The sequence below is a fragment of the Neisseria cinerea genome (genome assembly GCF_900475315.1).
GTDB lineage: Bacteria > Pseudomonadota > Gammaproteobacteria > Burkholderiales > Neisseriaceae > Neisseria > Neisseria cinerea.
Map to the genome: position 1 here is coordinate 1,041,321 of NZ_LS483369.1, position 20,205 is coordinate 1,061,525.

Here is a 20,205-nt window from a genome sequence, read left to right on the forward strand (position 1 = left end):
CATTGCCGCCTACAAATGCCGCCTGTTTTTCAGACGGCATTTTTTACGCCTTGCCGCTGCGTTTGCGGTCGTTCAATTCGTCCAGCGCGTCATAGCCTGCCGTGCCGCTTATCCAGTATCGGACGGCTATCCCGCCGCTTTGGGCGCGTTTTGCCAGGCTTAATGCCGCCGTTTCCCCTACGGGGCGCGGTGCGTCGTGGTCTGCGATAACGGCAAGCTCTTTAATGCCGTCTGAAAGCTCCAGCCGCTTCATGCCGTTTGCGCTTAGGGCGGCGCATAAGCCCCAATCATAGGCGTTGAACAGCTCACGCGCGGCTAAGGCGGTCTCTATGCCCTCCGATACCATCAGCCGCCCGTTTTCGGGGACGGGGAACAGATAAACCGCCCCGCCCGTCATCGCGCCCTGTTTGCGGCTTCGCATTTTCTTGGCGGGCAATGCTTCGCCCGTTTGGGGATGGGTAATGCGCGCCTTCCGCCATATCTGGGCGTGTATGCCGTCCTCTCCGTATGGTTTGGGATAGGCGGGCTCAATGTAGGTAATGTGCAAACCGCATAATCCGCCGCCGCGCGTGGAAGCTGCGATTGCCGCGTGGAAACGCCCGATGAACAGCGGTTTGCCGTCCTCCCCCTGCGTCCAGTATTCCATTGCCGCGTGATGGCGGATGTTTTCGGGAAGATATGCCGCGTTTAAGCCGCGTGATTCCCAATACTGGACAACGGGGCAATCGGGCGTTAACGGCCCTGCTTCGTCCCATAATGCGGCAAGTTTGCCGATATGGTCTTTTTCGGGGCGTGGTTGAGGCTGTGGGCGCGTTGCCGGTATCGGTAAGGGGTTTGCCCCGTACATGCCTAAAATGCCCGAAACCTGCTTTAATGCCGTCTGAAAATCGCAACCTAGAAAGTGCATAACCAAGCCGAAACCGTCGCCTGCGCCGTTCTCCCAATGGGTGCAAATGAATGTGCCTTTGCCGTCTTTGTCGTCGTATCTGAAGCGGTCTTCGCCTCCACACGCGGGGCAGGGCTGGTGTTTGTTGCGTAAAAACTTAGGGCCTATGCCGATGGCGGCGTGTATCTCCTGCCAGCGGTAACGCGCGGCGGCTTTGATGTCTTGGTAAGTCGGTTTCATTTTTCCGCCTCCTCCGATACAGGCTCTAACACAACACCAGCCATCGGGTCGGTCTCCCATATCGCGGGCGTTTGCGGCTGCGTCTCAACAGGGGGCGGAATATCCGCCGCGTGGTTTTCGGGGGCGTGGTGCGTCATGCCTGCAAAGGCAAAACCGAAAATCAGGAAAACCGCCGCTCCTGCATATGACGTTTTGCGCGGTCTGTTGTCTTGTCTCATGGCTTTTTCTCCTGTGCCAATGTTTGGAATAAGCCTAAACCCGAACCTTCAAACATATATAAATCAATGTGTTATCTAAAACATAGGTTTGAGTCTGCCCCTGCTGCCTAAAAATAGGCGGCATGGCGGTTTAGGTTTTGATGGGTTTTAAAGGGTCAGACAGCGGGGACTACTTGATAGCTTGCCCATGCTTTAAAGTCGTCGCCCGCAATGGCGGCAATAAAGGACAGACAGGCGGAAACGGCGGCGGCGCGTGTGGGGTAAATCCCCAGACGGCGGGCGGTGCATGAATATGCGTCAGCGTCGTAATGGTAGGCGGTAGGCTCGTGAACGATGGCGCAATAGCTTTGCGCTTGTGTGTAAACGGCTTGAATGTTTTGAGTTTGGTTTGATGGTGCTGCTTGAGAAAAATCGCGTTGCATTTGGAATGCTCCTAACTGTTTGAGATTTGAGAATGCCCGAAAAGGGGGCGGTGCTCTCTCCTGCAGTTAGTCAGGCGTGGGCGTTGCCGCTACCACACACCGCCATAACTTGATATGCCGTCTGAAACCTTGAACAGACTGCAAACAACATAGGGGAAATGGCGATAAAAAAATCCCGCAAGCCGTGCGGAATTTCGGCTAACTGTATTTTAGAGAGAAACCGCAATCTAGTTTCTCAATCCCGATTTGTAAATACTTTTCAGACGGCATTTTTACAAGCCGCTGATTCCATTGCCTATTAAATAGCGTTATACCGCGTTGCCGTGCCGTGCCGTGTCGGACGGTTTGGCTTTAGATTTTGTCCAGTGCCGTAACAAGCAAAACGGCAAAATAAACCTTGTCAGGGTCTTTACCCGTAACGGCGGCTAAGTCTGCAAGGGTTACCGCGTCCCATTTGCCGCCATCCGTTTTAAGGGCTAAATCTAAGATTGCTTTCTTCTCTTCTTCTGTGAGTGAATCAACAATGGATTCAATACGGCTTTTCGGCTTTTCCTGTATTTCCGCCTCTGCCTTGATTTCCGCCTTATCCACCAGCAAGCCCAGCATTTTTGCCTTGCCCATCGTTGCCGATACCGCCGCGCTGCTTTGCGGCGTGGGGGCTGCCAGTGCTGCCGCCCGTGCCTGCTCCAGTTCGTGCAATAAGTCGTCCACCGTTACCCTGTGCCGTTGCCGCGCCTCTGCCTTGAGATCGTCCACCATCGCGGAAATATCAGGGGATTGAAGCAGCTTATAAGCCTCGTTCGTTACCGTTTCGGGCTTCATGTTTTCGGCGTTGTAGGCTTGGCGGTATGCTTCGCTTGCATTGCCCGTTTCTACATACAGGCGGGCGAAATGCTCTTGTTTCGGGGTCATGCGTCATGCCTTTCCGACACCAGCGAAAACCGCCCGCGCTTCACGGTTTCGCCAAATTGGTTTTGGATTTCTTCCATTGTGGTAACGATGTTATGCCCCGCTTGGCGAAGCTCCATAATGCGCGTGTTGTAGCCAAGTATCCCCATTTGGGTAAGCTCCCATGATGTAACGCTGCCCTGCCTCAATCGGGCTAAAATGCGCTGTCTTTGATTTGGCGTTTTGGGCTTGTCGTTGGTACAATCATGCTTCATCGTTGGTTTCCCCTTTCCGCCGCCTAAATGTCCGTTTTGGCGGCTTTGTTTTGCCCGATAAATTAACCCGCCTGCTCTTCGCGTTTGGCTGCCAGTTTGCCGATATAGTCGTCAATCTCACTGGAAAGCCAGCCTACGACGTTTGCGGATACTTTGAACGGGCGCGGAAAATCGGGGCGGTGATGGCGGCTTTTAGTATTGCCCCAATTCCATACAGTAGAACGGCTCACGCCTAAACGCTCGGCTACCTGATTAACACGCAATACTGATTGATTCATGCTTTCGCTCCTATTTGGTTGTGTTGGTACGGCGTGCATTATGGAAAATCCGCCTATTGCGTGATAGTCATGAAAACGGTTTTTTTGCCTCCCTTTTTGCACAATGTGGAAAAGCCTTTTATTCCACGTTTTCGCATGATGTGAAAAATCTTTTTTTCGTTATGTTTTCGTATCATGCAAAAACGCGCCCGAAATAGGCGCGTTTCTTTGTTTACTGCTTGCTGTTTCGGCGGTATATTCCGCCGCTAAAGTTGGTTGTTCTAATTTAGTGCCGTGTGTCTCGTCCTTTCTTCGATCGGGTGATTCACGCGGTTTTGTTTTTCTGCTTGGCATTGGTTAAGCCATTTGTCTATGTTCTGCCTTGCCTCTGGTTTTAAATACTTCCTGAATGTCTGTTTATCGGGGTAATCGTCCAAGCCTGCCAGCGGTTTCAATATGTCGTATAGCCTTATCTGCCAGCTTATTTTATAGGCGGTTATGTCGATATTTAAAAAATATCGGGTAATCTGATAAATCCGCCTGATTAATGTTTGTGCTTTACCGCTTCGCCCGTGTGTGGGATAGCAGTAAAAATATTCCAGTCTGTTCTGCTCCTCCTCTATGCTCTTGTCTGCCATCTCCTGCCATCGTTGCTCATCTTCTTCACTTAAAAATCCCTGTCGTAACCTGATCCCCTGTTTCTCCGTCTGCCAGCCCTTTTTATACCGCCCGATTACCTTTTTTGCCGTTTCGCTGACTCGTGCAGTGTTTAGAGCCGCCCTAATTAGAGATAAGGCACAATCCTTTACTTTTTCATGTAGTATGCCCTCAATGTCGAAATGCGCGGTTAGCTCCATTAAATGTTTAATTAGCTGCTCAATCATATTTTGGCGCACTTCTTCAAGCCCTCCATCACGCCCCACCACCTTTAACGGCTGTTTGTATTCAAAACTTTCTTCAAAACTTCCAAAGCTACCAACCCCTTCAAAAAGGGATAACAATGAAACGTTTTTCATGCGTATGTATTTCCTAAATTACAATAGATTGAACCGCAATAATGCGGCTTAGGTATTGTATTAAAAGATTTTAGTTTTCTCTACTCTTGACAATGCCGTATTTTGTACTTTTTAAACAGCCAGCAGCTTATACGGTTTTATACACTGAGAAGCTAATTATTAATGCGGTCAATAATTTTGTATAACGCGCGTTTTTCCCTCCCTTTTATGGACTTGCAAAAACTGCCGTATGGCTTTCACGCGCGCGCGTATTGGTCCGAAAATTACCCGCCCCGCCTTTCTTTGTCGGTCATGGAAGAAATAGGGCATGATTGTGCCGTAAGCGCGTTTTAGCTGGTGTATGTGTGAAAAATCCCCGTGCCTATCGGTTATACGGGGATGTTTTCGGCGGCTTTCGTGCCTATTTGCGCCGCGCCTTTCATATTGGCGATTTCTGCGTATAACTTCGTCATTGGTTTACTCCTGTCTGTATAAATGGCATATTGAAGAAAACCTGCGAAGACGCTTAGGGCATAGGAGGACGGAATCGAAAGATTGACAGTCGCTCGTCGCAGGTTTGCTGTTTTTCTTTACACGCCCAAATAAAAACCTTAGAATCGAATTAACGGTATTTGTTGAACGCTATGAGGGACCGGACAATTTTGTCAGGGAGGCATAGCAGACAAATACCGTTTTTCATTTGCGCTCAAATCCGTGATCATAGTAGCGTCTGCTGCCGTCCTTGTTATCCATTCGTTGAGGCTGGTATTTTTAGACGGTCTCAAACGGGTTTATCAATTTCACGCCGCTATGATCAAAGTCTTTGATATTTCGCGTTGCCAAAGTTAAACCGTGCTGCTTGGCTGTTGCCGCTATCCAGGCGTCGTTTTCGGGACTTTTGTCGGGTATGTGCAAACGGGCGCATATTTCGGCGGTGGTTTCGTCTATGGGCAATATGCGGTCTTTGAATGTGGGCTTTACAACTTCTTCCAGCCAGCGGCGCAATATTCCGCCCTGCTGTCCGTCTTTGCGCTCCATACCCAAAACGCCCCGTTCAAGTTCCATCATGACAATTGCGCTGGTGTACATTTCAGCTGGGTCAATGGTGTTTAGCCATGCTCTAACGTTGCCGTCTGCCCGATTTGCCCGGCGTGTTTCACTGATAACGTTGGTATCCAACAGATACATTTTCAATCCTCCCCAAAATCAACGGGCGGTCTTTGCGCGGTGCTTCGCGGCGGTATTTCAAAATCGATGCTTTCCAGTTTGGCGGCAAGCTCGGCGTTTGCCGTCAGTGCCTCCAGTGCGCTTTGCGGCTTGCCTGTCAGTTTGCGGTATTCCGCATAACTGATTAATACATGGCTCGGCTTGCCGCGTGTGGTAATAAATACGGGGGACTTTGCGGCTTTCTTTTGGGTTTGGCTTGGGTATTGGTTAAATTCCCTGCTGCTGACAGTGTTTAACATTACGCCCTCCTTGTGTCTTGTTTGTAGTTATGTAGCCTCTTTTTACGCGGTTGTGCCTGTCGTGTCAATGTGCATTGCCCTTGTGGCTGTGTTGCCTTCTGAAACACCAGCGGTTAATCTGCCTGTTTTTTAATCAATCGCTTCCAATGGCTCAAATTTGCGTTTTTAGCGTATTTTGCCGTCTGCCTATGTCGTGATATATCCAAGCGGTTTAACTGCCATTCCTGCTCAAATTTGGCGCATTTCCGTGCGTTTTGGCTTTTTATTCCTCTACGCTCCCACTGCCAAGACAGGGAAAAAGCCGAAAATACGGGGCAGTTGTTACCACTTGTTACGATTTGCTACCGCACTTGTTACCGATTTTTTGTCTTTTTCTTATTTTATTTCATATACTTATTTATCTAACTTTTTCTCGGTAACAACGTAACAACTAAGGGTATGGTATTCCTATATAGGGATTTTCAGAAAACCAAAAAAAAACCGTCCTGCATTTTGGGCGGTCTCCCCTCATTCCCTACAGCTTGGCAGCATCTCCCGCAAGCTCTTTTTCCGCTTGGCGGTATCGCTCCCGCAAAAAATCACTATACCATTGCATAAGCTCTTTACGCTGTGGGATATATTCCGTTCTGTGGTATGCCGCCCTGACTTTGTTTTGTTCCACATGGGCAAGCTGTCGCTCTATCACATCGCTGTCAAAGCCGTTCTCATTCAAAACATCTGTAGCTAGGCTTCTAAAGCCGTGCGGTGTTGCTATGCCCTTGTAGCCCATTCTGCCCATTAAGTAAGACAGGGTGTTTTCACTCATGTGCTTGTCAGGATCTTTTACCGATGGGAATAAATAGCGGCTATGCCCTGTTATTTCCTTTAGTTCTGCCAAAAGCTCAAGCGTCCAATCAGCAAGGGGGACGATATGCGGGGCTTTCATCTTCATCTTGGCGGCAGGTATGCTCCATTCTGCCCCGTTTAAATCAAATTCCACCCATTCCGCCGCCCTAAGCTCTCCATTCCTGACAAAAGTCAGCATGATCAACTGCATGGCTATTTTTGTTTGCCGTTCGGCTTGTTCCAACATCAAACGGCGGTAAAACTCGGTCAGCTCGGATTGTGGTAATGCAGGCTGGTGTTTCTGCTTTGGTGCTTTAATTAAACCTACCAAAGGGACGGCGGGATTATTCTCTGCCCGCTCCGTCCGTATGGCATAAGTGAAAACAGCCTTGATACGCTGCAATATCCGCCCTGCCGTTTCAAGTGCTCCTCTTGCCGCTACCGCTTCAATCACTTCTTTTACTTGGCTGACTTTGATTTCACTGACAGGCAAACCGCCAAGCATGGGGAAAACGTCCTTTTCTAAACTATCCCATACACGGGCGGCATGATTGCCCGTCAATCCTGTTTCACGGTGTTTATGCCATTCGGCGGCAATGCTCCGAAATGTGTTACTGACAGCGGCTTGCCGTTCACGCTTTTCCTGCTGCTTGGCTTCGCCGGGATCTTGCCCCGCTGCAAGCAAGCGGCGGGCATTTTCAGCGGTTTGGCGGGCTTCCACCAGTGATACGGTCGGATATTTGCCGATTGAAAGCGTTTTACGTTTGCCGTTATGCGAAAAGTCAAACCGCCATAACTTCCCGCCGCTCGTATTGACATACAGATACAAACCTTTGCCATCATTCAGCTTATACGGTTTTTCGGCGGGCTTGGCGTTTTTGATTTGTCGGTCGTTCAGCTTCATTTTTACGGTATTTTTCCGAGGTATTTTTCAGATACCGTAAAAAATACCGTAAATTTTAGGTTAACTCAATTAGAACATATTAGACGGGATTAGATGATACGCAGGCACTAAACCAGCGGAAAGCCTTGTCTTTCCTGGCTTTGGTTTACGGCGTTGGACTGCAATAGACAAAAAAATAACCGCTCTAAAAGCGGTTGTGGTGCCCAGGGTCGGACTCGAACCGACACACCTTGCGGCGGGGGATTTTGAGTCCCCTGCGTCTACCAATTTCGCCACCTGGGCTAGTGAAGAAGCTGCTATTATAATGGCTTTTAAAACTCTGTAAACCCTTTTGTTGATTTTTTTTACTAATTATTATTTACTATTTGATTTTAAAGATAATTAAACCATGCTACATCTATACCGCAATCTAAGAAACCTACTGAATAAAAATTATGCCGCATTAGCTCTGATGACCACTGCCATACTGCAGTACAAAAAATACTACATTTAATCTAATAAACGCGTTAAGATTGAAACATTCAAGTTCTGCACGAATTCGGTTGTTTATATTTACTAGGAGATTGTCATGCTTTCTATACCACGTTCCTTTCTGCTGAGTATCTTCGCCCTTGCATCGCTTGCAGCCTGCAAACCTCAAGAAAACAATGCGGCACAAGCCACTGCATCTGCCGCATCTGCTGCCGAAAACTCACCGAAACCGCAAACACGCGGTACAGATATGCGCCAGGAAGATATCGGCGGCGACTTTACGCTGACCGATGGCGATGGCAAACCGTTCAGCCTGAGCGACTTAAAAGGTAAAGTGGTGATTCTGTCTTTCGGTTATACACACTGCCCGGATGTCTGCCCGACCGAGCTGCTGACATACAGCGACACGCTAAAACAACTTGGCGATCAGGCTAAAGATGTGAAAGTCGTGTTCGTCAGCATCGACCCCGAACGGGATACGCCTGAAATCATCGGCAAATACGCCAAACAATTCAATCCCGACTTTATCGGACTGACCGCGACCGGCGATCAAAGCCTGCCGGTTATCAAACAGCAATATCGCGTGGTTTCTGCCAAGGTCAATCAAAAAGACGACAGCGAAAACTATTTGGTCGACCACTCTTCCGGCGCTTATCTGATTGACAAAAACGGGGAGGTAGCGATTTTCTCTCCTTACGGAAGCGAGCCTGAAACCATTGCCGCCGACGTAAGAACACTGCTCTAAATGCAACCGTATGCCGTCTGAACCACAAACCCGTTCAAACGGCATTATCATTCCAAGATATTAAGGTATTTGCATACCATACCGGATAGTTCGCCAGCCATCGCCTTGTCGGTAAAGCAGCTTCGTAATCGGGATTCCACCCAAAAATTACGCGCAATATGCGGAATAAACGTATATCGTTTTACACAATAAGGTGTCTGCGTCAACCTTGTCAAACTTACAGCCTGATTAGGTTTGTGCCGCCCGACGGGTCAAATGGCATGGTTTTGGATTTAGTTTTCTGCGATAACACGCCGAAGGTAAAATAAGCATTGCCCGAACCTGTTACCCGTATCTTTAAAGGTTTGGACGGCACATGGTTTTCTTCAGACGGCATTTCTGTTTTTTCCCACAACTATAACGGAGGACGATATGGATACTGAGGACAAAGGTTTTTCTGAAAGCGCACAGGCCGCCTTGGGTAGCGGTACCAACCGTTTTTACGTGTACTGCCTGACCGATTTGAAAAAAGGCAAAGTACTGTATATCGGTACAGGCTGTGGCAACCGTATTTTCGAATTTGACCATTTCGACGCACCTACGGCAAAAGCCGTATCCAAATGCCGCAAGCTCGGACGCTTTATCTTGGCCCATCACCTAACCGAAAGTGAGGCACTGGTCGCTCAACAATCTCTGATTGCGTTTGCCCGCAGCGTTTGCGGTAAAAAGCTGAAGAACCTTGACGGTTCGATACAAGGCATCCGTACCGAAGATTGGGAAAACCGTTTCGGCTTCGAGCCGGCAGATGTTGGCAAACTGAATCCGGACGGTCTGATTTTGGCAGTCAAACTACCTCAAGCCGCAAACCGTAACGAATCTGCCGCAGAACGTGAAAATAGGGCACGCGGCACTTGGACGGTTGCCAAAGATTTGGTCAAAAAAGTGAAATACCTCATCGGTATTGATACGGATTCGGACAACGCGGTCGTATGTGCCTATAAGGTAGCAGGTTTCGAGACGGAAGATACCGTCAGAAACGGTAAAACCCTGACTGCCTATCGCTTTACGTTTACCCAAGAAAAGGATGTTGCCGAAACATTAGGGCTGCAGCAGAAATCCCTGCCGGGATTAAAATTTGCCAATGGCTCGGATAAAACCTATATCCGCCCCAAAAACATATGATCGTAGGTTCTGCCTTCAAAAGGAACCGGATACCGTAATCTTCCGCATTTCTACCTTGCAAAATCAGAAGCAGGCTTTTCAGACGGCATCGGAGCCTATAAGATTACAGAACACTACAAACAAAGGAGCAGATACATGCCTGTAAACGAATATACACGAATCGGCTGGATAGGTTTGGGTCAAATGGGCAACCCCATGGTAACACGGCTTTTGGACGGCAATATCGAAGTTGGCATATACAACCGCTCGCCCGGGAAAACTGATTCCCTTGCCGCCAAAGGTGCAAAGGTCTATGGCAGCACCATCGAACTTGTCCGCGACTATCCCGTTATTTTCCTAATGGTCTCCGACTATGCTGCAGTACGCGACATCCTAGCAGGAGAAATGCTCACAAAACTCCAAGGCAAAATAATCGTCAATATGAGCACCATCTCACCAACCGAAAACCTTGCCGTCAAAGAACTTGTCGAATCTGCCGGCGGACAATTTGCCGAAGCCCCGGTTTCCGGTTCGGTCGGTCCGGCTACCAATGGTACGCTGCTCATTCTGTTCGGCGGCGACGAAACTGTTTTAAACCCGTTGCAGAAAGTGTTTTCCCTTGTCGGCAAAAAAACTTTCCACTTCGGAGAGGTGGGCAAAGGTTCGGGCGCAAAACTTGTCTTGAATTCACTTTTGGGCATCTTCGGCGAAGCTTACAGCGAAGCCATGCTGATGGCTCGGCAGTTCGGCATCGATACCGACGCCATTATTGAGGCCATCGGCGGCTCGGCAATGGACTCGCCTATGTTCCAAACAAAAAAATCACTATGGGCAAACCGTGAGTTCCCCCCTGCCTTTGCACTCAAACACGCTTCCAAAGACCTTAACCTTGCTGTCAAAGAACTGGAACAGTCGTACAATACCCTGCCCGCCCTCGAAGCAACCGCTGCCAGCTACCGCAAAGCATTCGAAGCGGGTTACGGTGATCAGGACGTTTCCGGCGTTTACCTGAAATTGGCAGAACACTGACTTCCCTTTCCAAACAATATGCCGTCTGAAATATTTTCAGACGGCATTTTTATCGTCCCACGCTTAAAATTAGTCCTGATTATAACTATAACCTGCACAAATTTAGTCAATATCAAGACCAATTATGAACCAACTCGACCAACTTGGAACCCGTATCAACCTGATTTGCAATGTCTTCGACAAATGGATCGGGCAGCAGGATCTGAATTACAACCTCTTTGCCGTACTTTATACCCTGGCAACCGAAGGCAGCCGCACGCAAAAGCATATCGGCGAAGAGTGGAGTCTGCCCAAACAGACCGTTTCAGGCGTATGCAAAACCCTTGCCGGACAAGGGTTGATTGAATGGCAGGAAGGCGAACAGGACCGGCGCGAACGGTTGCTGTCGCTGACCGAAAAAGGCAAAGCCCATGCCGCACCTTTAACAGAAAACGCGCAGGAATTCAGCGACAAAGTATTTGCCACATTCGGCGACAAGCGCACAACTCGGCTGTTTGCCGATTTGGATGCACTGGTGGAAGTGATGGAAAAAACAATCTCAGAAAATAAAAAATAGGGGAAACAAATATGTGGAAAATGTTGAAACACATAGCCCAAACCCACCGCAAGCGTCTGCTCGGCACGTTTTCTCTGGTCGGACTGGAAAACCTTTTGATGCTGGTGTATCCGGTGTTTGGCGGCTGGACAATTAATGCAGTAATTGCGGGGAAGGTGTGGCAGGCGTTGCTGTACGCTTTGGTTGTGCTTTTGATGTGGCTGGTCGGTGCGGCGCGGCGGATTACTGATACGCGCACGTTTACGCGGATTTATACCGAAATCGCCGTGCCGATTGTGTTGGAACAGCGGCGGCAAGTCCCGCATTCGGCGGTAACTGCGCGGGTTGCCCTGTCGCGTGAGTTTGTCAGCTTTTTTGAAGAACACCAGCCGATTGCCGCGACATCCGTCGTATCCATATTCGGCGCGTGCATCATGCTGCTGGTGCTGGAATTTTGGGTCGGCGTGTTGGCGATGTGCATACTTACGTTATTTTTATGGCTTTTGCCACGTTTTGCCTCCATCAGCGAAAACCTGTATTTTCGCCTGAACAACAGCTTGGAGCGCGATAACTACTTTATCCGAAAAGGCGACGAGCGGCAGCTGTACCGCCATTACGGACTAGTTGCGCGCCTGCGTGTGCTGATTTCCAACCGCGAAGCCTTCGGCTATCTCTGCGTCGGCGTGGCGATGAGTATTTTATTTGGCTTTGCTTTTGTGATGATGACGCTCAAAGGCTACGGCAGTGCAGGGCATATTTATTCGGTCAGCACTTATCTGTGGATGTTTGCCATGAGTTTGGACGACGTGCCGCGATTGGTCGAACAATATTCCAATTTGAAAGACATCGGACAACGGATAGGGGGATCGGAACGGAACATCAAAGCCGGAACTTAAAAAATGCCGTCTGAACACGCTTCAGACGGCATTGTCATCCGACAATGTCAAATTACATCACATCCGCCCGCCTATTCGCAAACTTGGCAAATAGATTCTCAACAGAGGCTTCCGCCTGCAAACCAATGCGCTGAATCAGGCTTTGCTTCGCCTGATACTTCACTTCAATAATCTGCTTGTTTTCAAACGCTTTCAACAGCAAATCATCACTGGTTGAAATACTGTCGACCAGATTCAGCTCCAACGCCTGCCGACCGAACCAATGCTCACCCGTTGCCACTTTCTCAATATCCAATTGAGGGCGGTTCTCGCTGACAAACTGCTTAAACAACTGATGCGTTTCCTCCAGTTCCTGCTGGAATTTCTGCTTCCCCTTCTCCGTATTTTCACCCATAAAGGTAACCGTACGCTTAAACTCACCCGCCGTCATCACATCCACATCGATATCGTATTTTTTCAGCAGGCGGTGAATATTCGGAACCTCAGCAACCACACCCACCGAACCGATAATGGCAAAAGGAGCGGAAACAATTTTATCTGCAACACATGCCATCATATACCCTCCGCTTGCTGCCACCTTATCGACGGCGACAGTCAACGGAATATTGCGTTCCCGCAAACGCCGAAGCTGGGAGGCTGCCAAACCGTAACCATGAACCACTCCGCCGGGACTCTCCAATCTGAGCAAAACCTCATCTTCGGGCCGGATAATCGAAAGCACGGCGGTAACCTCGTTGCGTAAAGCCCCCACGGCGCGCGCATACAAATCGCCGTCAAAATCCAACACGAAAAGGCGGGGTTTTTGCGTTTCGGCAGATTTTTCAACCCCTTCTTTCAAACGCTTTTTCTGTGCCTTAACTTTTTCTTTTTCCTTTTTCTTTTCTTCTTTTTCCCAATGCTTGGCTTCTTCCTCATTCAAGAAAAAAGTTTCAAACGATTGTTGTTGTTTTTGATAATTTTCCGACAAGTCCGTCAGTACAACCGTCCCGTTTTCATGCCGTTCCTTGCTCTGTATAATAATCAGCACAACAAGTGCGATTACTCCGAAAACAGTAAGCAGTTCAAGCAGAAAAATGCCGTAATTCAATAAAATTTCTTTCCACATTAATTGTACTTCCTCTTTTTTTAAACATAGATGACCACATCACCCATACTTATCCGAGCGGTAAAAATAAGGGCGGCCCTAGACAACTAGGATAAATCCCAATTTACTAATTGTTTTAAAAATCAAACAAAAAACTTTACTTAACCGTTGTTCAAATGTTCCCTGCCAATTTAGTACTGCACCAATCAGAAAGCAACCGACCCAAAAAATCGCCCGTTCATCACCATTAACGGCTATTCCCAAGAACCGCATACGATCATTCTACCTGACCGCACGAAACAGGTGCAGCAAGTCTCTTTTGCACGGTATCATTGACTCCTGCCCCACACCCACTCGGATAACGGCATGGAGTATCTCGGCAAAGCAGAACGGATAGCCACACTTTGATGGAAATAATTTTCTGTTTAAATATTCGGAATACCGGCAAAAAAGCTGTGCCGTTTTGTGAATTTTTATGAGACAGTAAAACCGCATAAGGGCTTGAAGGAAAATATACCTTCGGAAGTTTTAAAGACTTATTTTCTCAACCTGTCGTGCGGGAAACGCAGCATTTTTATATGGGGCAGATAACACAGAGATATCCTCAAGTTTTACAGGTACTTGTCTTATTAGACATAAATCAGGCGAAAATAAAAAAGACAGCCTTATAAACAAGCTGTCAATTAGAAATTTAGAACCTAAGTTTTGCAATAAAACCAGATATCTATTGGTGCCCGGAGCCGGAATCGAACCGGCACGGGATGTTTAGTCCCGACGGATTTTAAGTCCGTTGTGTCTACCTATTTCACCACCCGGGCATTTGTGAAAGGTGGAGGCGGGGGCGCGGATTTTAACCGGCCTATATGAAGATTGCACTCCTCATAGCATAAACACTCTGCCACCCCGCCATAGTACAATAATGGAGGCGAGAGTCGGAATCGAACCGGCGTAGACGGATTTGCAATCCGCTGCATAACCACTTTGCTATCTCGCCTAAAACTGGCTTATCTAAAAACTTGGAGCGGGAAACGAGTCTCGAACTCGCGACCTCAACCTTGGCAAGGTTGCGCTCTACCAACTGAGCTATTCCCGCAAATTCAAACGTATCAATTTTTTGGAGCGGGAAACGAGTCTCGAACTCGCGACCTCAACCTTGGCAAGGTTGCGCTCTACCAACTGAGCTATTCCCGCATTGACACATTCAAAATAAAACTCTGGAGCGGGAAACGAGTCTCGAACTCGCGACCTCAACCTTGGCAAGGTTGCGCTCTACCAACTGAGCTATTCCCGCATTGATTGTAAGAGAATGATTTTTTTGGAGCGGGAAACGAGTCTCGAACTCGCGACCTCAACCTTGGCAAGGTTGCGCTCTACCAACTGAGCTATTCCCGCCCTATATCATTCTCCGACATCGAAGAAGACGCAATTATTATGGATTCCGTTTCTGCCGTCAAGCTATTTTTATTATTTTTTAGGTAATTTCTTTCCATGCCATCTTCAGATAATACAACATCGACCAAACTGTCAATAAAGATGCAATAAACATCAATACATTGCCAACAAAAACGGAATCAAATCCATATAATTTGGGAAAATTCAACAGTAACAGGAAGATTGCCAGCATTTGTGCGGCAGTTTTAAACTTGCCGATTGTGGCGACAGCAACACTATTCCTCCTACCCTTTTGCGCCATCCATTCTCGCAGTGCGGATATAGTGATTTCCCTGCCGATAATGATGATGGCAAACAAGACGTAAGTTCGGTCGAGCTTCACCAGCAACAGCAAAGATACGGCAACCATCAGTTTATCGGCAACGGGATCGAGGAAGGCGCCGAAATCCGAGGTCTGTTTCCACAACCTTGCCAAGAATCCGTCAAACCAATCGGTCAATGCGGCGATAGCAAAAATTATAGCGGCGGCAAGATTGATCGTTTCCTCTTCAAACCATGAAAAAGGCAGGTAGAACAGGGAAATCAAGACGGGAATAAGCAAGACCCTCAACCATGTGAGGAAGATGGGAATATTCCAAGGCATCGGTTTTTCTCTATGCAGACTGTAAAGTTGTGATTATAACGGTTATCCTCATAACCCAAAACGTAAAATTGCCACGCGGGCATTTTCTCCTTCCAGCCAATTTGTTTTCATATTCTTTTCAAACGCAGGAAAATGGCGGGCAATAAAAGCAAAATACCCAGTTTCAAGCTGAAAATGGCAGGTTGTGCCAACACTTCGATAAGGCGGCCTTCCGGATGTGCGAACTCCTTATTGGTATGGATACTGCCACTGTTGCGGTATTCCAACAGAACGCCGTTTAAAAAACCTTTTCCGACAGTGTCGCTTAAAACGGTTCTAGCCTGCTCCGCCCTGATGGTTCTGCCGATATTGCCTTCCGCGCACAAACCGTCGAACCCATAGCAGGAAAGCCGGTAATGTTGCCCGTCTGCATTCAGTTTGATTGCCCGTCCGCTGCGGTTGGGTGCGGTAACGGTCAATTCTGCATATTCGAATGTTTTTTCTTGTTCGTGAAATGCCGTCAGGTAAGGTGCAATAAAAACGGCGGACAACAGCAGACAGCTTATGGCAGCAAACCATACCCAGCGATAATATTTCACGCTTACCCCTTGTTTCTCAAATGCCGTCTGAAATAAGCGGCTTCATATATTGTTTACAGTATTGGGAAGCATAACAGACAAAATGCCGTCTGAAATATTTTCAGACGGCATTTCTTATCCGAAACGGATTATTTTTGCGTTTCAACCGCTTCCAATGCACGCAGGGCATAAGTGTAAGCGGCACCCGCATTCAGGGCAATGGCGGTTGCCAATGCACCTGCGATTTCGCTGTCGGTCGCACCGGCTTTGGCGGCAGCGGCTGCATGAACACTGATGCAGCTCTCACAACGTGTGGTAATGGCAACGGCGATGGCAATCAGTTCGCGCGTTTTAGCATCAAGTGCCTCTGCAGCTGCCGCTTGTTCCAATGCGCCGTAGGCCTGCAGCATTTTAGGATGCTCTTTACCCAGCTCGCCAAATGATTTTTTAACCAATGCTGTATGTTCTTTCCAATCTTTAAACATTTTCTTTTCCTTTATCTTACGTTTAACCCTGATACGCGGTTGCGCATCCGTTTTTGATGTGTGTATTATTGCAATTATTTAGTTGTATTTATCGCTTAATAATCTCATTTGATGGTTCAAAAAGATTTATGGACATTCTCGACAAACTGGTTGACCTGGCCCAACTGACGGGTAGTGTGGATGTACAGTGCCTTTTGGGCGAACAATGGTCGGTACGGCATGAAACGTTGCAACATGAAGGGCTGGTACACATTGTTACGTCGGGCAGCGGCTATCTCTGCATCGACGGTGAAACTTCCCCGCGTCCGGTCAGTACGGGGGATATTGTATTTTTCCCGCGGGGATTGGGGCATGTCTTAAGCCACAACGGACAAAACAAAGAAACCTTAACGCCGGATATACGCCAACACGGTGCATTCACGATCAAACAATGCGGCAACGGGCTGGATATGAGCCTGTTTTGCGCCCGTTTCCGCTATGATACCCATGCAGATTTGATGAACGGCCTGCCTGAAACCGTTTTTCTGAATATTACCCACCCCGGTTTGCAATATGTTGTTTCAATGCTGCAACTGGAAAGCGAAAAACCTTTGGCGGGGACAGTTTCCGTAGTCAACGCATTATCGTCCGTTTTACTGGTACTTATCCTGCGCGCCTATCTTGAACAGGAAAAAGATGTCCAACTGTCGGGCGTATTGAAAGGTTGGCAGGACAAACGTTTGGGACATTTAATCCAAAAGGTGATAGACAAACCGGAAGACGAATGGAATGTTGATAAAATGGTGGCGACCGCCAATATGTCACGCGCGCAGCTGATGCGCCGTTTCAAAAGCCAGGTCGGACTCAGCCCGCACGCCTTTGTGAACCATATCCGCCTGCAAAAAGGCGCATTGCTGCTGAAGAAAACCCCGGATTCGGTTTTGTCGGTCGCACTGTCGGTAGGCTTTCAGTCGGAAACGCACTTCGGCAAAGCATTCAAACGGCAATATCACGTTTCTCCGGGTCAATACCGGAAAGAAGGCGGGCAACAATAAAATATCTGGACCTTAAAACGCAAATGCCGTCTGAAAATACTTTCAGACGGCATTTGCGTACCGTATCATTTTAACGGCTGCATCTTCATCACTTCCAAGAGGAAGTTGGTAAATGCGGGATTGTTGGGTTTGGCATCCATATTTTTCCAACGCTGCTGCCAGCCGCGCAAGGCATTCTGGATATACAGCTTGGACTGTTCCGTATTGATTTCGCCGCGCTGGCTGTCTACCGCCGAACGCAGGTAGATTTCATACATACTGTCATCGACGGCATTGCGTCCGACCAGGCGTTTTCTGAAGTTGTTCAGATATTGCGCGGCCTGAACCTTGGTCATTTTACCGATACTCACCTGATAGCTCAGGCGAGTAGCCTCATCGCGAATTTTGGAAACATCCGTCCAATGCGAAGGCGCGAGACGGAAATCTTTTGCAGGTGCTTCCGTTTTGACGGTATTGATAGGATTCACGGGGATTTCCGTCAATGTGGGCACATAAATAGACTGGCAGCCGGAAAGGACTGCCGCAATGGAAAGAGGGATAAGGTATTTTTTCATGCCTGACATTATAATCAAGTTTGCCTTGAGAAAACAAATTGTTCGGCAAGAAAAATAAAATTTCGGCATCAGAAGCAGGCAAAAACACATTCCACAAGCCTTGCCGCAAGGTTTACAATCCGACCGTCCTTATCGCAACGACCGTTTATGGATATCGAAAAAAAAGACATTTTAGGATCGGGCTGGATGCTGGTGGCGGCAGCCTGCTTTACCATAATGAACCTGTTAATTAAAGATGCGGCGGCCCGGTTTGCCTTCAGCAGCGGCGAGCTGGTATTTTGGCGTATGCTGTTTTCCGCCGCCGCACTCGGCGGTACCGCCATATTGCGGCGCGACACCTTCCGCACGACTCATTGGAAAAACCACCTGAACCGCAGCATTATCGGATCGGGTGCGATGCTGCTGCTGTTCTACGCGGTAACGCATCTGCCTTTGGCAACCGGCGTAACCCTAAGCTACACCTCGTCGATTTTTTTGGCAGTATTCTCCTTCCTGATTCTGAAAGAGCGGATTTCCGTTTACACGCAGGCAGTGCTGTTCTTCGGCTTTACGGGTGTCATATTGCTGCTTAATCCATCGTTCCGCAGCGGTCAGGAACTGGCGGCACTCGCCGGGCTGGCGGGCGGTGCGATGTCCGGCTGGGCGTATCTAAAAGTGCGCGAATTGTCCCTGGCGGGAGAACCCGGCTGGCGCATTGTATTTTACCTTTCCGCGACAGGTGTGGCGATGTCGTCAGTTTGGGCGACGCTGACCGGCTGGCACACCCTGTCCCTCCCATCGGGGGTTTATCTGTCGGGCATCGGCCTGTCCGCACTGGTTGCCCAACTGTCGATGACGCGCGCCTATAAAGTCGGCAACAAATTCACGGTTGCCTCGCTCTCCTATATGACCGTCGTCTTTTCCGGCCTGTCTGCCGCATTTTTTCTGGGCGAAGAGCTTTTCTGGCAGGAAATACTCGGTATGTGCATCATTATCCTCAGCGGCATTTTGAGTAGCATCAGCCCCATTGCCTTCAAACAACGGCTGCAAGCCCTCTTCCTCCGAAAATAAAAAATGCCGTCCGAACATCCTTCAGACGGCATATCAGGCTTTATTTCCCTGCCTTCACATCCTGCCACTGGCGTACCATAAACTTCAACGCCGCCGGCTGGATGGGAACCATAATAAAGCTGTTTTCCAAATCCCCGTCGCTCGGGAAAATCGTGTTGTCATCCCTAAACTCCTTATCCATCAGCTCACGCGCCGGCTTGCTAGAAGGCGCATAAGTAACGAAATTGCCGTTCTTCGCCGACACTTCCGGGGCGAGGAAGTCGTTGATATATTTGTGCGCGTTGGCGACGTTTTTCGCATCTTTCGGAATCACGAAAGAATCCACCCAAATCCCTACGCCCTCTTTCGGCATCATCACACGGATTTTTTCTTTGCCGCCTGCTTCTTCGGCACGGCGTTTGGCAATATTCAAATCGCCGCCGAAGCCAATCGTTACGCAAGTATCGCCGCGCGCCAAATCATCGATAAAGCCGGACGAGGTAAAACGCTTGATGTACGGACGGTTTTTCTTAAGCAAGGCAGTTGCCGCCTTAATATCCGCCGTTTCGCTGCTGTTTGGATTTTTACCCATGTAGTTCAACACCATAGGATAAATTTCCGCCGCGCTGTCTAAATAACTGATACCGCATTGTTTGAGTTTGGACGTGTATTCGGGGTTAAACACCAAATCCCATTGATTGTCCGGCAGCTGATCCGTACCCAAAGCCTTTTTCACACGTTCGGTATTGATGGCGAAAGTGTTGGTACCCCAATAAAACGGAACGGCGTATTCATGGTTCGGGTCAACGCCCTCCATCAGCTTCATCAACTTGGGATTGAGATTTTTATAATTTGGAATCAATGCTTTGTTGATTTTCTGATAAGCACCTGCCTTAATCTGCCTGCCCACAAACGCATTGGACGGCGCGACAATGTCGTAACCGGATTTTCCGGTCAGCACCTTGCTTTCCAGCGTTTCATCGCTGTCGTACACATCATAAGTAACCTTGATGCCGTTTTTCTTTTCAAAATCGGCAACGGTTTCCGGATCGACGTATTCCGACCAGTTGTAAATTTTCAATACGTTTTGGTTTTCCGCCGGTGCCGGTTTTTCGGCAGACGGTTTGTCCGAACCGCCGCACGCTGCAAGCAGCAAAGCAGTCAGGACGGCCAGGGGCAGATGTTTGGTCATTATCATTCCTTGCATATCAGGTTGAAGAAAGCAGCCATTATAA

At 48.5% G+C, this 20,205-nt stretch carries 24 protein-coding genes and 7 tRNA genes; 7 read left to right on the forward strand and 24 right to left on the reverse strand.

Features of this window, described 5'->3' with window-relative positions; all coding sequences use genetic code 11:
- Positions 1-43: 43 nt before the first annotated feature.
- The 11 genes from DQM57_RS05470 to DQM57_RS05525 form a co-directional block, all read right to left on the reverse strand.
- On the reverse strand, positions 44-1,126 hold the full coding sequence (locus DQM57_RS05470; RefSeq protein ID WP_111727213.1) for a primase-helicase zinc-binding domain-containing protein: 1,083 nt from the start codon (positions 1,124-1,126) through the stop codon (positions 44-46).
- Positions 1,123-1,344 (reverse strand): hypothetical protein, encoded by a 222-nt coding sequence (locus DQM57_RS05475; protein ID WP_111727214.1) that lies wholly within the window; start codon positions 1,342-1,344, stop codon positions 1,123-1,125. The genes DQM57_RS05470 and DQM57_RS05475 overlap by 4 nt, the downstream gene beginning before the upstream one ends.
- 155 nt (positions 1,345-1,499) lie before the next feature.
- Positions 1,500-1,766 (reverse strand): hypothetical protein, encoded by a 267-nt coding sequence (locus DQM57_RS05480; RefSeq protein WP_111727215.1) that lies wholly within the window; start codon positions 1,764-1,766, stop codon positions 1,500-1,502.
- 351 nt (positions 1,767-2,117) lie between these two features.
- Positions 2,118-2,678: a terminase small subunit gene (locus DQM57_RS05485; protein WP_111727216.1), complete on the reverse strand. Its 561-nt coding sequence runs from the start codon at positions 2,676-2,678 to the stop codon at positions 2,118-2,120.
- On the reverse strand, positions 2,675-2,929 hold the full coding sequence (locus tag DQM57_RS05490; RefSeq protein ID WP_111727217.1) for a helix-turn-helix domain-containing protein: 255 nt from the start codon (positions 2,927-2,929) through the stop codon (positions 2,675-2,677). The genes DQM57_RS05485 and DQM57_RS05490 overlap by 4 nt, the downstream gene beginning before the upstream one ends.
- Positions 2,930-2,991: 62 nt before the next feature.
- Positions 2,992-3,207, reverse strand: a complete 216-nt coding sequence (locus DQM57_RS05495) for a helix-turn-helix transcriptional regulator (RefSeq protein WP_107863736.1) — start codon at positions 3,205-3,207, stop codon at positions 2,992-2,994.
- Between the two features lie 260 nt (positions 3,208-3,467).
- Positions 3,468-4,202, reverse strand: coding sequence for a hypothetical protein (locus tag DQM57_RS05500; RefSeq protein WP_108043788.1), 735 nt, complete (start codon positions 4,200-4,202; stop codon positions 3,468-3,470).
- Positions 4,203-4,952: 750 nt separating this feature from the next.
- On the reverse strand, positions 4,953-5,369 hold the full coding sequence (locus DQM57_RS05505; RefSeq protein ID WP_002234120.1) for a type II toxin-antitoxin system VapC family toxin: 417 nt from the start codon (positions 5,367-5,369) through the stop codon (positions 4,953-4,955).
- A gap of 2 nt (positions 5,370-5,371) precedes the next feature.
- On the reverse strand, positions 5,372-5,647 hold the full coding sequence (locus DQM57_RS05510; protein ID WP_002234121.1) for a type II toxin-antitoxin system prevent-host-death family antitoxin: 276 nt from the start codon (positions 5,645-5,647) through the stop codon (positions 5,372-5,374).
- Positions 5,648-6,161: 514 nt separating this feature from the next.
- Positions 6,162-7,376, reverse strand: a complete 1,215-nt coding sequence (locus DQM57_RS05520; protein WP_111727219.1) for a tyrosine-type recombinase/integrase — start codon at positions 7,374-7,376, stop codon at positions 6,162-6,164.
- 197 nt (positions 7,377-7,573) lie between these two features.
- Positions 7,574-7,658: transfer RNA gene (locus DQM57_RS05525), tRNA-Leu, on the reverse strand.
- Between the two features lie 286 nt (positions 7,659-7,944).
- Here DQM57_RS05525 and DQM57_RS05530 point away from each other — a divergent pair.
- Positions 7,945-8,592, forward strand: a complete 648-nt coding sequence (locus tag DQM57_RS05530; RefSeq protein ID WP_107859718.1) for an SCO family protein — start codon at positions 7,945-7,947, stop codon at positions 8,590-8,592.
- 217 nt (positions 8,593-8,809) lie between these two features.
- Here the strand turns inward: DQM57_RS05530 and DQM57_RS09650 are convergent, their stop codons facing one another.
- Positions 8,810-8,968 carry a hypothetical protein gene (locus DQM57_RS09650; protein WP_167395542.1) on the reverse strand — a complete coding sequence of 53 codons (159 nt, stop codon included), beginning with the start codon at positions 8,966-8,968 and terminating at the stop codon, positions 8,810-8,812.
- 35 nt (positions 8,969-9,003) lie between these two features.
- Between DQM57_RS09650 and DQM57_RS05535 the strand changes: the two genes are divergently transcribed.
- The 4 genes from DQM57_RS05535 to DQM57_RS05550 all read left to right on the forward strand — a co-directional run bounded on the left by DQM57_RS05535 (position 9,004) and on the right by DQM57_RS05550 (position 12,192).
- Positions 9,004-9,753, forward strand: coding sequence for an endonuclease (locus tag DQM57_RS05535; RefSeq protein WP_111727220.1), 750 nt, complete (start codon positions 9,004-9,006; stop codon positions 9,751-9,753).
- A 135-nt stretch (positions 9,754-9,888) separates the two neighbouring features.
- Entirely contained in the window at positions 9,889-10,761 is an 873-nt protein-coding gene (locus DQM57_RS05540) for an NAD(P)-dependent oxidoreductase (protein ID WP_111727221.1), read from the forward strand.
- 124 nt (positions 10,762-10,885) lie between these two features.
- Positions 10,886-11,317 carry a MarR family winged helix-turn-helix transcriptional regulator gene (locus tag DQM57_RS05545; protein WP_108043782.1) on the forward strand — a complete coding sequence of 144 codons (432 nt, stop codon included), beginning with the start codon at positions 10,886-10,888 and terminating at the stop codon, positions 11,315-11,317.
- Between the two features lie 11 nt (positions 11,318-11,328).
- The gene (locus DQM57_RS05550; RefSeq protein ID WP_111727222.1) at positions 11,329-12,192 is read left to right on the forward strand and encodes an ABC transporter six-transmembrane domain-containing protein; all 864 of its coding nucleotides are present in this window, start codon (positions 11,329-11,331) and stop codon (positions 12,190-12,192) included.
- Between the two features lie 52 nt (positions 12,193-12,244).
- Here DQM57_RS05550 and sohB read toward each other — a convergent pair whose 3' ends face one another.
- The 10 genes from sohB to DQM57_RS05600 all read right to left on the reverse strand — a co-directional run bounded on the left by sohB (position 12,245) and on the right by DQM57_RS05600 (position 16,353).
- The gene (sohB, locus tag DQM57_RS05555; RefSeq protein WP_108043780.1) at positions 12,245-13,297 is read right to left on the reverse strand and encodes a protease SohB; all 1,053 of its coding nucleotides are present in this window, start codon (positions 13,295-13,297) and stop codon (positions 12,245-12,247) included.
- A gap of 707 nt (positions 13,298-14,004) precedes the next feature.
- Positions 14,005-14,094 (reverse strand) — tRNA-Leu (locus DQM57_RS05560).
- 102 nt (positions 14,095-14,196) lie between these two features.
- Positions 14,197-14,270, reverse strand: a tRNA-Cys gene (locus tag DQM57_RS05565).
- Between the two features lie 23 nt (positions 14,271-14,293).
- A tRNA-Gly gene (locus DQM57_RS05570) sits at positions 14,294-14,369 on the reverse strand.
- A gap of 22 nt (positions 14,370-14,391) precedes the next feature.
- Positions 14,392-14,467, reverse strand: a tRNA-Gly gene (locus DQM57_RS05575).
- A gap of 24 nt (positions 14,468-14,491) precedes the next feature.
- Positions 14,492-14,567, reverse strand: a tRNA-Gly gene (locus tag DQM57_RS05580).
- 25 nt (positions 14,568-14,592) lie between these two features.
- Positions 14,593-14,668 (reverse strand) — tRNA-Gly (locus tag DQM57_RS05585).
- 79 nt (positions 14,669-14,747) lie between these two features.
- A complete protein-coding gene (gene pgsA, locus DQM57_RS05590) occupies positions 14,748-15,311 on the reverse strand; it encodes a CDP-diacylglycerol--glycerol-3-phosphate 3-phosphatidyltransferase (RefSeq protein WP_107859713.1) in 564 nt (187 codons plus the stop codon).
- A gap of 107 nt (positions 15,312-15,418) precedes the next feature.
- Positions 15,419-15,841 carry a hypothetical protein gene (locus tag DQM57_RS05595; RefSeq protein ID WP_108043870.1) on the reverse strand — a complete coding sequence of 141 codons (423 nt, stop codon included), beginning with the start codon at positions 15,839-15,841 and terminating at the stop codon, positions 15,419-15,421.
- Between the two features lie 176 nt (positions 15,842-16,017).
- The gene (locus DQM57_RS05600) at positions 16,018-16,353 is read right to left on the reverse strand and encodes a carboxymuconolactone decarboxylase family protein (protein ID WP_003678017.1); all 336 of its coding nucleotides are present in this window, start codon (positions 16,351-16,353) and stop codon (positions 16,018-16,020) included.
- 128 nt (positions 16,354-16,481) lie between these two features.
- Here DQM57_RS05600 and DQM57_RS05605 point away from each other — a divergent pair, with 128 nt between their 5' ends.
- The gene (locus DQM57_RS05605; protein ID WP_111727223.1) at positions 16,482-17,387 is read left to right on the forward strand and encodes an AraC family transcriptional regulator; all 906 of its coding nucleotides are present in this window, start codon (positions 16,482-16,484) and stop codon (positions 17,385-17,387) included.
- Between the two features lie 65 nt (positions 17,388-17,452).
- Here DQM57_RS05605 and DQM57_RS05610 read toward each other — a convergent pair whose 3' ends face one another.
- On the reverse strand, positions 17,453-17,941 hold the full coding sequence (locus DQM57_RS05610; RefSeq protein WP_107860088.1) for a membrane lipoprotein lipid attachment site-containing protein: 489 nt from the start codon (positions 17,939-17,941) through the stop codon (positions 17,453-17,455).
- Positions 17,942-18,088: 147 nt separating this feature from the next.
- Between DQM57_RS05610 and DQM57_RS05615 the strand changes: the two genes are divergently transcribed.
- On the forward strand, positions 18,089-18,991 hold the full coding sequence (locus tag DQM57_RS05615; RefSeq protein WP_111727224.1) for a DMT family transporter: 903 nt from the start codon (positions 18,089-18,091) through the stop codon (positions 18,989-18,991).
- 40 nt (positions 18,992-19,031) lie between these two features.
- Here DQM57_RS05615 and DQM57_RS05620 read toward each other — a convergent pair whose 3' ends face one another.
- Complete coding sequence (locus DQM57_RS05620; RefSeq protein WP_108043777.1) at positions 19,032-20,162, reverse strand: polyamine ABC transporter substrate-binding protein; 1,131 nt, start codon at positions 20,160-20,162, stop codon at positions 19,032-19,034.
- Positions 20,163-20,205: the final 43 nt, after the last annotated feature.

What these genes read in the sequence shown, in the direction of transcription:
- DQM57_RS05470 (WP_111727213.1), bottom strand. Translation starts at nt 1,126, where the DNA reads ATGAAACCGACTTACCAAGACATCAAAGCCGCCGCGCGTTACCGCTGG.
- DQM57_RS05475 (WP_111727214.1), bottom strand. Translation starts at nt 1,344, where the DNA reads ATGAGACAAGACAACAGACCGCGCAAAACGTCATATGCAGGAGCGGCG.
- DQM57_RS05480 (WP_111727215.1), bottom strand. Translation starts at nt 1,766, where the DNA reads ATGCAACGCGATTTTTCTCAAGCAGCACCATCAAACCAAACTCAAAAC.
- DQM57_RS05485 (WP_111727216.1), bottom strand. Translation starts at nt 2,678, where the DNA reads ATGACCCCGAAACAAGAGCATTTCGCCCGCCTGTATGTAGAAACGGGC.
- DQM57_RS05490 (WP_111727217.1), bottom strand. Translation starts at nt 2,929, where the DNA reads ATGAAGCATGATTGTACCAACGACAAGCCCAAAACGCCAAATCAAAGA.
- DQM57_RS05495 (WP_107863736.1), bottom strand. Translation starts at nt 3,207, where the DNA reads ATGAATCAATCAGTATTGCGTGTTAATCAGGTAGCCGAGCGTTTAGGC.
- DQM57_RS05500 (WP_108043788.1), bottom strand. Translation starts at nt 4,202, where the DNA reads ATGAAAAACGTTTCATTGTTATCCCTTTTTGAAGGGGTTGGTAGCTTT.
- DQM57_RS05505 (WP_002234120.1), bottom strand. Translation starts at nt 5,369, where the DNA reads ATGTATCTGTTGGATACCAACGTTATCAGTGAAACACGCCGGGCAAAT.
- DQM57_RS05510 (WP_002234121.1), bottom strand. Translation starts at nt 5,647, where the DNA reads ATGTTAAACACTGTCAGCAGCAGGGAATTTAACCAATACCCAAGCCAA.
- DQM57_RS05520 (WP_111727219.1), bottom strand. Translation starts at nt 7,376, where the DNA reads ATGAAGCTGAACGACCGACAAATCAAAAACGCCAAGCCCGCCGAAAAA.
- DQM57_RS05530 (WP_107859718.1), top strand. Translation starts at nt 7,945, where the DNA reads ATGCTTTCTATACCACGTTCCTTTCTGCTGAGTATCTTCGCCCTTGCA.
- DQM57_RS09650 (WP_167395542.1), bottom strand. Translation starts at nt 8,968, where the DNA reads ATGCCGTCTGAAGAAAACCATGTGCCGTCCAAACCTTTAAAGATACGG.
- DQM57_RS05535 (WP_111727220.1), top strand. Translation starts at nt 9,004, where the DNA reads ATGGATACTGAGGACAAAGGTTTTTCTGAAAGCGCACAGGCCGCCTTG.
- DQM57_RS05540 (WP_111727221.1), top strand. Translation starts at nt 9,889, where the DNA reads ATGCCTGTAAACGAATATACACGAATCGGCTGGATAGGTTTGGGTCAA.
- DQM57_RS05545 (WP_108043782.1), top strand. Translation starts at nt 10,886, where the DNA reads ATGAACCAACTCGACCAACTTGGAACCCGTATCAACCTGATTTGCAAT.
- DQM57_RS05550 (WP_111727222.1), top strand. Translation starts at nt 11,329, where the DNA reads ATGTGGAAAATGTTGAAACACATAGCCCAAACCCACCGCAAGCGTCTG.
- sohB (WP_108043780.1), bottom strand. Translation starts at nt 13,297, where the DNA reads ATGTGGAAAGAAATTTTATTGAATTACGGCATTTTTCTGCTTGAACTG.
- pgsA (WP_107859713.1), bottom strand. Translation starts at nt 15,311, where the DNA reads ATGCCTTGGAATATTCCCATCTTCCTCACATGGTTGAGGGTCTTGCTT.
- DQM57_RS05600 (WP_003678017.1), bottom strand. Translation starts at nt 16,353, where the DNA reads ATGTTTAAAGATTGGAAAGAACATACAGCATTGGTTAAAAAATCATTT.
- DQM57_RS05605 (WP_111727223.1), top strand. Translation starts at nt 16,482, where the DNA reads ATGGACATTCTCGACAAACTGGTTGACCTGGCCCAACTGACGGGTAGT.
- DQM57_RS05610 (WP_107860088.1), bottom strand. Translation starts at nt 17,941, where the DNA reads ATGAAAAAATACCTTATCCCTCTTTCCATTGCGGCAGTCCTTTCCGGC.
- DQM57_RS05615 (WP_111727224.1), top strand. Translation starts at nt 18,089, where the DNA reads ATGGATATCGAAAAAAAAGACATTTTAGGATCGGGCTGGATGCTGGTG.
- DQM57_RS05620 (WP_108043777.1), bottom strand. Translation starts at nt 20,162, where the DNA reads ATGACCAAACATCTGCCCCTGGCCGTCCTGACTGCTTTGCTGCTTGCA.